This window comes from Burkholderia sp. BCC1208 (genome assembly GCF_902833095.1).
Classification (GTDB): Bacteria; Pseudomonadota; Gammaproteobacteria; order Burkholderiales; family Burkholderiaceae; genus Burkholderia.
Genome location: NZ_CADFDY010000003.1, coordinates 48,229 through 60,487, shown reverse-complemented (window position 1 = coordinate 60,487; position 12,259 = coordinate 48,229). Strand labels below are relative to the sequence as shown.

General features: G+C 66.8%; 12 protein-coding genes. 1 reads left to right on the top strand and 11 read right to left on the bottom strand.

Features of this window, described 5'->3' with window-relative positions; translation table 11 throughout:
- Window positions 1-34: 34 nt before the first annotated feature.
- From HWX09_RS07980 to HWX09_RS07970, 3 genes are read right to left on the bottom strand one after another with little or no spacing between them, the layout of a single operon-like run.
- Entirely contained in the window at window positions 35-967 is a 933-nt protein-coding gene (locus HWX09_RS07980; RefSeq protein WP_027785827.1) for an FAD-binding protein, read from the bottom strand.
- A gap of 16 nt (window positions 968-983) precedes the next feature.
- Entirely contained in the window at window positions 984-1,733 is a 750-nt protein-coding gene (locus tag HWX09_RS07975) for an electron transfer flavoprotein subunit beta/FixA family protein (protein ID WP_027785828.1), read from the bottom strand.
- Window positions 1,734-1,753: 20 nt separating this feature from the next.
- Window positions 1,754-2,926: an acyl-CoA dehydrogenase family protein gene (locus tag HWX09_RS07970; protein WP_027785829.1), complete on the bottom strand. Its 1,173-nt coding sequence runs from the start codon at window positions 2,924-2,926 to the stop codon at window positions 1,754-1,756.
- A gap of 113 nt (window positions 2,927-3,039) precedes the next feature.
- Here HWX09_RS07970 and HWX09_RS07965 point away from each other — a divergent pair, with 113 nt between their 5' ends.
- A complete protein-coding gene (locus tag HWX09_RS07965; protein WP_027785830.1) occupies window positions 3,040-3,969 on the top strand; it encodes a LysR substrate-binding domain-containing protein in 930 nt (309 codons plus the stop codon).
- Between the two features lie 12 nt (window positions 3,970-3,981).
- Here the strand turns inward: HWX09_RS07965 and HWX09_RS07960 are convergent, their stop codons facing one another.
- From HWX09_RS07960 to HWX09_RS07925, 8 genes are all read right to left on the bottom strand, one after another.
- Window positions 3,982-5,478 carry a class I adenylate-forming enzyme family protein gene (locus tag HWX09_RS07960; RefSeq protein ID WP_027785831.1) on the bottom strand — a complete coding sequence of 499 codons (1,497 nt, stop codon included), beginning with the start codon at window positions 5,476-5,478 and terminating at the stop codon, window positions 3,982-3,984.
- Between the two features lie 69 nt (window positions 5,479-5,547).
- Window positions 5,548-6,234: a nitroreductase family protein gene (locus tag HWX09_RS07955; protein WP_027785832.1), complete on the bottom strand. Its 687-nt coding sequence runs from the start codon at window positions 6,232-6,234 to the stop codon at window positions 5,548-5,550.
- 112 nt (window positions 6,235-6,346) lie between these two features.
- On the bottom strand, window positions 6,347-7,513 hold the full coding sequence (locus HWX09_RS07950; protein ID WP_027785833.1) for a CaiB/BaiF CoA-transferase family protein: 1,167 nt from the start codon (window positions 7,511-7,513) through the stop codon (window positions 6,347-6,349).
- Between the two features lie 2 nt (window positions 7,514-7,515).
- The gene (locus tag HWX09_RS07945) at window positions 7,516-8,754 is read right to left on the bottom strand and encodes a CaiB/BaiF CoA-transferase family protein (RefSeq protein WP_027785834.1); all 1,239 of its coding nucleotides are present in this window, start codon (window positions 8,752-8,754) and stop codon (window positions 7,516-7,518) included.
- A 111-nt stretch (window positions 8,755-8,865) separates the two neighbouring features.
- Window positions 8,866-10,032, bottom strand: a complete 1,167-nt coding sequence (locus HWX09_RS07940) for an acyl-CoA dehydrogenase family protein (protein ID WP_027785835.1) — start codon at window positions 10,030-10,032, stop codon at window positions 8,866-8,868.
- 25 nt (window positions 10,033-10,057) lie between these two features.
- A complete protein-coding gene (locus HWX09_RS07935) occupies window positions 10,058-10,522 on the bottom strand; it encodes a MaoC family dehydratase (RefSeq protein WP_027785836.1) in 465 nt (154 codons plus the stop codon).
- Between the two features lie 31 nt (window positions 10,523-10,553).
- A complete protein-coding gene (locus HWX09_RS07930; protein ID WP_027785837.1) occupies window positions 10,554-11,441 on the bottom strand; it encodes a CoA ester lyase in 888 nt (295 codons plus the stop codon).
- Between the two features lie 191 nt (window positions 11,442-11,632).
- Window positions 11,633-12,253, bottom strand: a complete 621-nt coding sequence (locus HWX09_RS07925) for a TetR/AcrR family transcriptional regulator (protein ID WP_027785838.1) — start codon at window positions 12,251-12,253, stop codon at window positions 11,633-11,635.
- Between the last annotated feature and the right edge of the window lie 6 nt (window positions 12,254-12,259).

The window sequence follows — 12,259 nt, the reverse complement described above, 5'->3', positions numbered from 1 at the left end:
GCTGCCGGCAGTTGAGTTGCGGCAGCCGTTCCCGTCAGAGTTCGTTGACCAGTTCTGGCACGAGCGTGAACAGATCGCCGACGAGGCCGTAATCGGCCACGCTGAAGATCGGCGCTTCCGGATCCTTGTTGATCGCGACGATCACCTTCGAATCCTTCATACCGGCCAGATGCTGGATCGCACCCGAGATGCCGACCGCGATGTACAGCTGCGGCGCGACGATCTTGCCGGTCTGGCCGACCTGGTAGTCGTTCGGCACGTAGCCGGCGTCGACTGCCGCGCGCGATGCGCCGAGCGCGGCCGACAGCTTGTCCGCCAGCGGCTCCAGCACCTTCGTGTAGTTCTCGCCGCTACCCAGACCGCGGCCGCCCGACACGATGATGCTCGCCGACGTCAGTTCCGGACGGTCCAGCTTCGTCACTTCACGGCTTACGAATTGCGACTTGCCGGCGTCGGCCGCCGCTTCGATCTTCTCGACCGCTGCGCCGCCGCCTTCGGCCGCGACCGGATCGAAGCCCGTCGCACGCACCGTGATGACCTTGATCGGGTCGCTCGACTGTACCGTCGCGATTGCGTTGCCCGCATAGATCGGACGCTCGAACGTGTCGGCCGAATCGACCGCCGTGATGTCCGAGATCTGCGCGACGTCGAGCTTCGCGGCGATACGCGGCGCAATGTTCTTGCCGTAGGCCGTCGCCGGCGCGAGGATGTGCGAGTAGTCCTTCGCGATGTTCAGCGCGGTCGCCTCGACGTTTTCCGCGAGGCCCTCGGCCAGTTGCGGCGCGTCGGCCAGCAGCACCTTCGACACACCCGCGATCTTCGCTGCCGCGTCGGCCGCCGCTTGCGCGTTGTGGCCCGCGACCAGCACGTGGATGTCGCCGCCAATCTTCGCAGCCGCCGCCACCGTGTTCAGCGTCGCGGCCTTGACCGACGCGTTGTCGTGTTCTGCAATCACCAGAATCGTCATTTCTTTGCGCTCCTTCTTACAGCACCTTGGCTTCGGTCTTCAGCTTCTCGACCAGCGTCTTCACGTCCGGCACCTTCACGCCGGCCGCGCGCTTCTGCGGCTCGACCACCTTCAGCGTCTTCAGGCGCGGCGCGACGTCCACCCCGAGGTCTTCCGGCTTCACGGTTTCCAGCGGCTTCTTCTTCGCCTTCATGATGTTCGGCAGCGTCACATAGCGCGGCTCGTTCAGGCGCAGGTCGGTCGTCACGACTGCCGGCAGCGTCAGCGACAGCGTTTCCGCACCGCCGTCGACTTCGCGCGCCACCGTTGCCTTGCCGTCGGCGATCGTCACCTTCGATGCGAACGTCGCTTGCGGGAGACCTGCCAGCGCGGCCAGCATCTGGCCCGTCTGATTCGAATCGTCGTCGATCGCCTGCTTGCCGAGGATCATCAGTTGCGGCTGTTCCTTGTCGACCAGCGCCTTCAGGATCTTCGCGACGGCCAGCGGCTCGACGCTGTTGTTCGACTCGACGAGGATCGCGCGATCCGCGCCGATCGCCAGCGCCGTGCGCAGCGTTTCCTGCGCTTGCGCGACACCCACCGATACCGCGATCACTTCGGTCGCCACACCCGCTTCCTTCAGGCGCACGGCTTCTTCAACGGCGATTTCGTCGAACGGGTTCATCGACATCTTCACGTTCGCGATGTCGACGCCGGATTGGTCGGACTTCACGCCGACCTTCACGTTCGCGTCGACCACGCGCTTGACGGGTACGAGAATCTTCATGAAAAGGCTTCCTTCGGGAATCAATAGGAACGGGGCAGTTGCAGCACGTGCTCGGCCACGTGCCCCAGGATCATGTTGGTGGAGATCGGCGCGACCTGGTACAGGCGCGTTTCGCGGAATTTGCGCTCGATGTCGTATTCGCAGGCGAAGCCGAAGCCGCCGTGCGTCTGCAGGCATGCGTTCGCGGCTTCCCAGCTCGCCTTCGCGGCCAGGTACTTGGCCATGTTGGCCTCGACGCCCGCGTTCTGGCGCGCATCGATCTTCTCGCACGCGCGCCAGCGCATCAGGTTCGCCGCTTCCAGTTCGATGAACGACTCGGCCAGCGGAAACTGGATCCCCTGGTTCTGCCCGATCGGGCGGCCGAACACCTTGCGCTCGCTCGCGTAATCGCGAGCCTTCTCGAGGAACCAGTAGCCGTCGCCGATGCACTCGGCCGCGATCAGCGTGCGCTCCGCGTTCAGGCCGTCGAAGATCACCTTCAGCCCCTTGCCCTCGGTGCCGAGCAGTGCGTCTTCCGGCAGTTCGAGATTGTCGAAGAACAGTTCGTTGGTCTCGTGATTGACCATGTTGAGGATCGGGCGCACGGTCAGGCCGTTGCCGATCGCCTTGTCGAGTTCGACGATGAAGCACGAGAGACCGTCGCTCTTCTTCTGCACCTGCTCCAGCGGCGTGGTGCGTGCGAGCAGGATCAGCAGGTCGCTGTGCTGGACGCGCGAGATCCACACCTTCTGCCCGTTGATGACCCAGCGGCCGTCCTTCTTCACGGCGGTGGTCTTCAGCTTAGTCGTGTCGCTGCCGGTGCTCGGCTCGGTCACGCCCATCGACTGCACGCGCAGCTCGCCCGCCGCGATCCGCGGCAGGTAGCGCTGCTTCTGCGCTTCGGTGCCGCTGAACACGATCGTGTTCATCACGTACATCTGGCCGTGGCAGGCGCCCGAATTGCCGCCGGAGCGGTTGATTTCCTCCATGATGACCGACGCCTCGGCCATCGACAGGCCCGGGCCGCCGTACTCCTGCGGGATCAGCGCGGCCAGCCAGCCGGCCTGCGTGAGCGCGGTCACGAAGGCCTCGGGATAGCCGCGCGCTTCGTCGATCTTGCGGTGGTATTCAGCCGGAAACTGACTGCACAGGCCGCGCACGGCGTCGCGGATTTCCTGGTACTGGTCGGGGGCGGAAAAGATGGAGGCGCTCATGAATCCTGTCTCGTCATTGGCATCGGTTAGGTCCATAATAAGTTTTGATGGATCAACCAAAAAATAGAATTTTCTGATCGATGGATCAGTTTTCGGTATCGAGGACCCTTGCGATGGATCTGAAGCAACTGCGCGCCTTCGTCACCGTGGCCGAAACCGGCAACGTCACGCGTGCGTCGAGCCTGCTCAATCTCGTGCAGCCGGCGGTGTCGCGCCAGCTGCGGCTGCTGGAAGAAGACATGGGCACCGAGTTGTTCGAGCGCGGCCGTCACGGGATGCAGCTGACGCCGTCGGGCAAGACGATGCTCGAATACGCGCGGCGCATCCTCAACGAGGTCGCGCGCGCGAAGGCCGAGATTCAGCCGACCGACGGGCCGGTCGCCGGCATCGTCAGTATCGGCCTGCTGGCCAGCACGTCGGACCTGCTCGCCACGCGACTGGCGAGCGAGGTCGCCAGCCGTTACCCGCATATCCGGCTGCGGCTCACGATCGGCTATGCGGGCCACCTGCAGGACTGGCTCGAAGCCGGCGACGTGGATGCCGCGCTGCTGTACGGGCAGAAGGAAACGCCCGCGCTGCACGTGAAGGCGCTGATCGAGGAAAGCCTGTGGGCCGTGGCCGCGCCGTCGGTCGGGCTGTCGCGCAAGCGGCCGCTGGCGCTGTCGCGCGTCGCGAGCGAGCCGTTCATCCTGCCGTCCGCGCCGCAGGGCCTGCGTGCGGCGATCGAGCACGCGGCGGCCGAGGCGGACGTGACGCTGCGCGTCGTCACCGAAACCAATGCCCTCAGCGTGCAGAAGGATCTGGTCGCGCAAGGCCACGGCTGGACGATCCTGCCGGCCGTCGGCGTCACGCGGGAAGTCGAGCAGGGCACGCTGAGCGCGGCGCCGCTCGCGCCACCGGGCATCAAGCGCACGATCGTGCTGGCGGCGCCCAGCAGCCGGCAGGCGACCGCGCCGGTGCGCTGCGTGGTCGGCGTGCTGCTCGACTGCGTGAAGGCCACGTTCGACGAGGGCCAGTGGCCCGATGCGCGCTGGCTCGGGTAGTGCGGTCGCGGCTTACAGTCGTTCCAGCAACTTCCGCCGCATCAGCTTGCCGTTGCTGTTGAACGGCAGTGCGTCGACGGCAATGATGCGGCCCGGGTGCTTGTACGGCGCAAGCTGTTCGCGCAGATACCGGCGCAGCGCGGTTTCGTCCAGCGGCCGGCCGCCATCCAGTTCGACGAACGCGACGACGGCCTCGTTGCCGTCCGCCTCCCGCTGCCCGACGACGGCTGAATTCAGGATGCCCGGAAAGCGGTTCAGCGCCTGCTCCACTTCACCCGGATACACGTTGAACCCGGAGCGGATGATCATCTCCTTGAGCCGGCCGACGATGAACAGCGCGCCGTCGTCGTGCAGCTCGCCCAGATCGCCCGACGCATACCAGCCGCCGTCGCGCATCACGTCGGCCGTGGCCTGCGGATCGCGGAAATAGCCGGGCATCAGACCGACGCCGCGCACCCAGATTTCGCCGCGCTCGCCTGCCGGCAGCGGGCGGCCGTCGGCCGGATCGACGATGCGCAGCTCGGCGCCAGGGAACGCGTAGCCCGCGCTCGTATCGGCGCGCGCTTCGCCAAGGCGCGTCGCGTGCAGCGAGCCCGCGTACTCCGACAGCCCGTAGCCGTGATGCAGCGTCTGCCCGAACAACGCCTCGACCTGCTGCTTGAGCGCGAGGTCGAGCGGCCCGGCGCCGGCATACAGATAGCGCAGGCAGGGCGAGTCGGGACGCGCGATGCGATGTTCCGCGCAATGCCGAAGCAGCCGCGAGAACAGCATCGGCGGCCCTTGCACCTGGCTCACGCGCCGCCGCGCCAGCGCGTCGAACAATTGCACCGGCTCGAACTGCGCGCGCATTTCCAGCGCCGCGCCCGCATGCAGCGACGCGAGCAGCACGGTGCCGAGGCCGAAGATATGCGTCATCGGCGCATACGCGTAGACGCGATCGTCGGGGCGGAGCGCGCGCGATTCGGCCGATACGCGCGCGAAATGCAGCACGCCGCGGTGCGTCATCATCACGCCCTTGGGCGCGCCGGTGGTCCCCGACGTGAAGATGATGGCCGCCACGTCGCTCGCGAGCGGCTCCGGCTCCGGCCGCGCCGCCGCGCGCACGGCGCTGCGCGCGAGGGCGCTCACGCACGACGGGTGCGCGTCGTGCCGCGCCGCATGTGCGCCGGCCGCCGATGAGACGCCCGACGTGAAATACAGCACGCGCGCGTCGGCCCTGGCGGCGAACGCGTCGACTTCGCCCGGCGCCATGCGCGCATTGACGCCGCACGACCATGCGCCGATCCGGCTGCACGCGATCAGCAGCGCCGCATGTTCGGGGCAGTTTTCGGCGACGACCAGTACGCGATCGCCGCGACGTACGCCGTCGGCGTGCAGCTCGCGTTCGAGCCGGTCGGCGAGCGCGCCGAGATCCGCGTAGCTGACGCTGCGGTCGGGCAGATGGATGAACGCTCGCGCGGGCGCCTCGGACAGCCAGCGATCCAGCAGTTCATGAATGCGTGCGGCCATGTTCGATTCTCCTTGTCCTCGCAAACGATGCGCGCACCGCGGCGCTCGCGCAATACGCGAGCGGCGGCCTCACGCGAAGTGCAGCAGATCATCGACGGCGGCACGCGTGGTGCGGAACTGGTTAACCGGATGCGCGTCTTCCGCATAGCCGAACGAGATGCCGCAGATCATGTGCTGCGTGTCGGGAATGCCGAAATACTCGCGCACGAAACGCGCATGGCGCGCCAGCGCGCCCTGCGGCGTGGTCGCGACGCCATGCGCATAGGCCGCGATCAGGAACGACGACACGAAGCCGCCCGCGTCGACGAGCGCATATGGGCCGAGCTCGGCCGGCACCGTGACGATCGCGACGTGCGGCGCGTCGAACAGGCGGAAGTTGCGCAAGGCCTGCTCGGCGCTGCGCTCGCTGTCCTTCGGACCGATGCCGAGCGCGGAGTAGAGCGCGAGGCCTGCGCCGCGCCGGCGTTCGCGATAGATGCCTTCGTAGCTCGGCGGGAACGGCAGGTCCGATTCGTTGTCCGGATGCGCGGCGACGCGCTGCATCAGCGCCTGCCGAAAGCGCTCGGTGCTTTCCGGCGTTTCGGTGACGACCAATTGCCACGGCTGCACGTTGCACCACGACGCCGAGCGGCCGGCCATGCCGACGATGCTGCGGATCAGTTCGCGGTCCAGCGCCGTGTGCCGATACGCGCGGCAGGTGGAACGGCCGCTCGTCAGGCGATCGAGCGCGACGAGTTCGGGAGAGGGCGATGTCATGTCTACAGTCCTTGCCAGTGCCCGGCCCGCGCGCTGCGAGGCGCGACGGGCGCGGGCGGAAAACGGCGGCGAGCAGCGCGCCGGCCGCGGCGCGCGACGCTGGTCGCCTGCGTCAGATGAAAGTCTGCTGCGCGCGCAACGCCTCGATGCGCGCGTCGGGCAGCCAGTCGCGCAGCGCGGCGATCGCGTTGTCGGTCGTCGGCGCTGCGGGCGGTTCCGGCCGCGCGGCCGGCGTGCGCGAAAAACGCGGGCCGGGCGCCGGATGCGTGACGCCGTCGAGCTCGACGAAGGTGCCGCGCGCCTTCACGTGCGGATGGTGCGGCGCTTCGTCGAAGTCGAGCACGGGCGCCACGCACACGTCGAGATGGCCGAGCAACCGCGCCCACTCGTCGCGCGTGCGCTCGCGGAATTTCGCGGCGAGTACCTGCTTTGCTTCGGGCCATTGCGCGCGGCCCATCTGCGCCTGCAGCGCCGGATGGTCCTGCAGCCCGAGCTGTTCGAGCAGCAGCCGGTAGAACTTCCCCTCGATGGGCCCGACGCTGACGTACTTGCCGTCGGCGCACGCATACACCTCGTAGAACGGCGCGCCCGTGTCGAGCAGGTTCGTGCCGCGCGCCTTGTCGAGCATGCCGGCCGCATGCAGGCCCATCGTCACCGTCATGATCGACGCGACTCCATCGACCATCGCCGCATCCACGACCTGGCCCCGCCCGGAGCCGCGCGCTTCGAGAATGCCCGCGAGCAGCCCGAAGGCGAGGTAGAGCGAGCCGCCCGCATAGTCGCCGAGCACGTTGAGCGGCGGCGTCGGCGCCTGCCCGGCGCGGCCCATCGCATGCAGCGCGCCGGTGATCGAAATGTAGTTCAGGTCGTGCCCGGCCACCTGCGACAGCGGGCCGTCCTGCCCCCATCCGGTCACGCGCCCGTACACCAGTCGCGGATTGCGTGCGAGGCAGGGCTCGGGCCCGAGGCCAAGACGCTCCATCACGCCGGGGCGAAAGCCCTCGATCAGGCCGTCGGCTTGCTCGATCAGTTCCAGCACCATCTCGACGGCGGCGGGATCCTTCAAGTCGACGCGCACCGACTTGCGGTTGCGCAGGCCGAGGTCGAATTCGACGGGGCGCGGCGCGCCGAGCCCTGACGGTTCCTTGCGGTCCACGCGGATCACGGTCGCGCCGAGATCGGCGAGGAACATCGCGGCCAGCGGGCCGGGACCGATGCCCGCGATCTCGACGATCCGGACACCGGCGAGCGGGCCATGACGGGATGACGCAGCGGACATGATCAGATCACTCCCTCGTCGCGCAGTTGTTGCAGGCGATCCTCGGGCAGCTTCAGCAGCCCGCGATAGATCTCGTCGTTGGCGGCGCCGAGTTCCTGCGCTGGCTGATCGAACTGCACGGGCGTCTGCGACAGCTTGATCGGCAGGCCCATGCCCATCGCGTCGACGTCGGCGAGCCCCGGGTGCTCGAGCCGCACCACGGCGCCGCGTTCCTGCAGCACCGGGTCCTTCAGCACGTCGAGCGGCGAGCGCACGGGCGCGGCCGGCACGCCGCGCCGGATCTGCAGTTCTTCGACGACCTCCGCGGTGCTGCGCCGGCTCGTCCATGCCTCGATGATCGCGTTGATCTCGGCCGCATGCTTCATGCGTGGGCCGCGCGTCGCGTAGCGCGGATCCGTGACCATCTCGGGCCGGCCCACGGCTTCCATCAGGTTGCGGAACCAGTCCGGCTGGAACGCCACCATCGCGACGTGGCCGTCGCGCGTGCCATAGACGCCGAACGGCACCAGCCGGTCCTGGAAATTGCCCGAGCGCTTCGAGTAGCCGTGCTTGAGGAACACGTCGAAGTGCTCTTCGGCCACCAGCGACGACAGGCAGTCGAGCATCGACACCTGCACGCACTGGCCCACGCCGGTGCGGCCGCGGTGGATCAGCGCGGCGAGGATGCCGTTGACGGCGTACAGCGGCGCGATCAGGTCGGCGATCGGCAGGCCCGAGCGCGTCGGCGGGCCGTCGGCGAAGCCCGTCACGTCCATGATCCCCGACAGCGCCTGGACGATGATGTCCATGCCCTTCAGGTTCTTGTACGGGCTCGGTTCGCCGAACGCCTTGATCGACGCATAAATGATCTTCGGATTGACCTCGCGCACGCTCTCGTAGTCGACGCCCAGCCGCGCGGTGACGCCTTCGCTCGCGTTCTCGATGACGACGTCCGATTCCTTGACCAGTTCCATGAACAGCGCCTTGCCCTGCGCCGATTTCAGGTCGAGCGTGATGCTTTTCTTGTTGCGCGCGCGATTGAGGACGGTCAGCGACACCTCGTCGTCGCCCTTCACGCCGAAGTGGACGCCGTTTCGGCCGACGTATGGCGGGTTGTTGCGCGCGATGTCGCCCCCGCCGGGTGATTCGATCCGGATGACTTCCGCGCCCATGCCGCCCAGCAGCAGCGATCCATAGGGACCGGCCAGGGCCACGGTCAGATCGAGCACTCGGATCCCTTCCAACGGTCTTGCAGCTGACATGCTTGTCTCCTGAAACGGGCGCGCGACCGGGGCGCAGCCCGCAGACATTTCTTTATGCCGGTTCGACAGCCGGCGCCGCCCGGTTCGGGCAACGCCGGCGATTTGCCGGGTTCAGTACGATTTCGGCAACCCGAGCTTGCGCTCGGCAATGTTTGACAGAATGAGTTGCGGGGTGACAGGGGCAATGTAGCCGATCCACGCCTCGCGCATGAAGCGCTCGACGTGATACTCCTTCGCGTAGCCGAAGCCGCCGTGCGTGAGGATCGACGTCTGGCACGCGTTCATGCAGGCCTCGGATGCCAGCAGCTTTGCCGCGTTTGCTTCCGAGCCGCACGGCAGCCCCTTGTCGTAGAGGTCCGCGGCCGCGAAGATCATGTGGTTCGCCGCTTCGAGCTCCGCCCAGTTGCGCGCGAGGGGATGCTGCACCCCCTGGTTCTGGCCGATCGGCCGGCCGAACACGACGCGCTCCTTCGCATACTGCGTCGCGAGCTTGAGCACCGCGCGGCCGATGCCGATCTGCTCGGCCGCCACCAGCACGCGCTCCGCGTTCATCCCGTGGAAGATGTAGCTGAGGCCCTTGCCTTCCTCGCCGATCAGCGCGTCCTTCGACACCGGCATGTCGTCGATGAACAGCTCGTTGGTATCGACCGCCGCGCGGCCGAGCTTGTCGATCTCGCGGATTTCGACGTATTTGCGGTCGAGCTTCGTGTAGAACAGGCTCAGGCCCTCGCTGTGCTTCTTCACTTCCTCGATCGGCGTCGTGCGCGCGAGGATCAGCATGTGATCGGCCACCTGCGCGGTCGAGATGAAGACCTTCTTGCCCGACAGCAGGTAGTTGCCGTCGGGCTGCTTCTTCGCGACCACCTTGAGCTTGGTCGTGTCGAGGCCGGTGTCCGGCTCGGTGACCGCGAAGCAGGCCTTGTGCTCGCCGCGCGCGAACGGCGGCAGCCACGCCTTCTTCTGCGCGTCCGTGCCGAAGTGCACGACCGGCTGCAGCCCGAAGATGTTCATATGAATGGTCGATGCGGCCGCCTGCCCGCCGCATTCGGCGACCGCGCGCATGAACAGCGCCGCCTCCGTCACGCCGAGGTTCGCGCCCCCGACATCGTCCGGCATGCAGATGCCGAGCCAGCCGCCGCTCGCGACGGCCGCGAAGAATTCGTGCGGGAATTCGTGGTTCTTGTCCTTGTTGCGCCAGTATTCGAGCGGGAAGTCCGCGCAGATCTTCTGCGCCGCATCGACGATCGCGACCTGGTCGGCGCTCAGTTGGTAGTCCATTTCCGGATCTCCTGCGGGAACGAGGTCAAGCCTGGGCGGCGGCGGGGCGCAGCATCATCAGGCCCGTGCGCACGGCGGTGCAGACGATTTCGTCGCGCTGGTTGCGCGCGACGTGCTTGAACGTGACGATGCCCGAATCCTTGCGGCTCTTCGACAGGCGCGTGTCGACGATCTCCGTCTCGACGCGGATCGTGTCGCCGTGGAAGGTCGGCTTCGGGAACGCGATCTCGCCGAAGCCGAGATTGCCGAGCGTCGTGCCGAGCGTGGTCTCGTACACCGTGATGCCGGCCACCAGCGCGAGCAGGAACATGCTGTTCACGAGACGCTGGCCGTACATCGTGTTCTTGCTGTATTCGGCGTCGATGTGCAGCGGCGCGCAGTTGTAAGTCATCGCCGAAAACAGCACGTTGTCGGTTTCGGTCACCGTGCGGCGGATCGCATGCTCGATCACCATCCCGGGCTTGAATTCTTCGAAGTAAAGGCCTGCCATTTCTTGTCTCCTGAGGTATTGGGGTGAGCGATCAGCGGTTGAACGACTGCGCGAGCGCGATGATTTCGCGCGCCGTCTTCGCATGCGCGATGTCGATGTGTTCGCCGTCGTAGATGCACGATGCGCGGCCTTCGGCCTGGGCCTTGTCGAGCGCGTCGATCATGCCCTGGTAGAACGCGACTTCCTCTTCGGTGGGGCTGTAGGTGCGATTGACGATCTCGACGTTCGACGGATGCAGCACCAGTTCGCCGCTCATGCCGAGCTGGCGGTCGTTCGCCGACGAGACCTTGAGCCTTTCGAGGTCGTGCACCTGCTGCCAGACGCCGCCGATCGGCAGCTTGCCGGCCGCACGCGCGGCCATCACGATGCGCGACTTCAGGAACTGGGTTTCGCGGCCCTCGAGCGACCAGACGGTCTTGAGCGCGCGCGCCACGTCGGCGTTCTTGGCCGTCGCGCCGACGATCGCCGGCACGCGTTCGTGCTGCGCGATTTCGTAGGCGAGCTGCAACGAGCGGGCGGTTTCCAGCAGCGGGATCACCTTCGTGTGACCGACGTCGATGCCCGCGCGGTACTCCGCTTCGGCCAGCATCGATGCGACGGTATGGATGTCCTCCGGCCCGCACGGCTTCGAAATCACGATGCCCTCGACCACCGGGTTCACGATCGCCAGGATGTCGTCGAAGTCGTACAGGTGCGCGCTGCGGTTGATGCGCACCCAGATGCGCTGCTGCTGCTCGGCCAGCCAGGCCAGCTTGGAGCGGACGATCTCGCGCGCCTCGACTTTCTGAGCCGGCGGCACGCTGTCCTCGAGATCGAGGATCAGCGCGTCGGCCCCGGACTGGATGGACTTCTCGATCCAGGTCGGCTTGTTGCCCGGAACGAAAAGGAAGGAACGGATCGGTTTCATCTGCATCGTCATGACTGTCTCGGCCTGTTGATGGGATCGGCTGCTTTACCGTTAGGTTTAATCTAACAACTGGTAGTTAGTTTGATGTGCAAATGCCGGGACCGTCATTGGGGTTTATACCGAGCACGATTGCCGTGACGCATCGCGGGAACACACCGGCGGCGGCGCGAGGGTGGTGTGCGGCGTTGTCCGGCGCGGCGCGATCAGGGCCGCGACGACGGCCCCACGCCGTAGAAGAACATCGTGCAGAGCTGGTCGGCGATGCGTTCCAGCGAGCCCTTTTGTGGGTTGAACCACGACTGGATCGAATTGATGCTGCCGAGGATGTGGATTCGCGCGAGCGCGATGTCCACGTCTTCGCGCAGGTGGCCTTCGGCACGCAGGTCTTCGAGCAGCCCGTTCCAGAGGGTCTGATGATGCTCGCGCCTGATGACCTGCCGCTCGCGGATCGCGTCGGGCAGCTGACCGAGCAACCGGCCGTGCGCGACGGCGAAATCGCCATGCATGACGAGGCCGCGCATCTGCCCGAGCACGGCGGCACGGAACCGTTGTTCGGCCGTCGCGTCGGGGCCGAGCGCGTTCAGGCGCTCGCTCAGGTGATGGAGGATGTGTGCCGCGCCTTGCTCCATCACCGCCTCGACCAGTTCTTCCTTCGACGAAAAGTGGTAGTAGATGCTCGCGGCCTCGATGCCGGCCTGATCGGCGACGTTGCGCATCGTCGTGGCCGAATAGCCCTGCGTGCCGAACGTGCGCGCGGCAAAACGGATCAGCGATTCGCGCGTCTCGCACGGATTGACGGAGTTCGACTTCGGTCGTTTTGCCATGCTCCT

Excerpts from the sequence above, each read along its gene's own strand:
- HWX09_RS07925 (WP_027785838.1), bottom strand. The coding sequence starts at position 12,253 with ATGGCAAAACGACCGAAGTCGAACTCCGTCAATCCGTGCGAGACGCGC.
- HWX09_RS07950 (WP_027785833.1), bottom strand. The coding sequence starts at position 7,513 with ATGTCCGCTGCGTCATCCCGTCATGGCCCGCTCGCCGGTGTCCGGATC.
- HWX09_RS07945 (WP_027785834.1), bottom strand. The coding sequence starts at position 8,754 with ATGTCAGCTGCAAGACCGTTGGAAGGGATCCGAGTGCTCGATCTGACC.
- HWX09_RS07980 (WP_027785827.1), bottom strand. The coding sequence starts at position 967 with ATGACGATTCTGGTGATTGCAGAACACGACAACGCGTCGGTCAAGGCC.
- HWX09_RS07930 (WP_027785837.1), bottom strand. The coding sequence starts at position 11,441 with ATGACGATGCAGATGAAACCGATCCGTTCCTTCCTTTTCGTTCCGGGC.
- HWX09_RS07970 (WP_027785829.1), bottom strand. The coding sequence starts at position 2,926 with ATGAGCGCCTCCATCTTTTCCGCCCCCGACCAGTACCAGGAAATCCGC.
- HWX09_RS07960 (WP_027785831.1), bottom strand. The coding sequence starts at position 5,478 with ATGGCCGCACGCATTCATGAACTGCTGGATCGCTGGCTGTCCGAGGCG.
- HWX09_RS07975 (WP_027785828.1), bottom strand. The coding sequence starts at position 1,733 with ATGAAGATTCTCGTACCCGTCAAGCGCGTGGTCGACGCGAACGTGAAG.
- HWX09_RS07935 (WP_027785836.1), bottom strand. The coding sequence starts at position 10,522 with ATGGCAGGCCTTTACTTCGAAGAATTCAAGCCCGGGATGGTGATCGAG.
- HWX09_RS07955 (WP_027785832.1), bottom strand. The coding sequence starts at position 6,234 with ATGACATCGCCCTCTCCCGAACTCGTCGCGCTCGATCGCCTGACGAGC.
- HWX09_RS07965 (WP_027785830.1), top strand. The coding sequence starts at position 3,040 with ATGGATCTGAAGCAACTGCGCGCCTTCGTCACCGTGGCCGAAACCGGC.
- HWX09_RS07940 (WP_027785835.1), bottom strand. The coding sequence starts at position 10,032 with ATGGACTACCAACTGAGCGCCGACCAGGTCGCGATCGTCGATGCGGCG.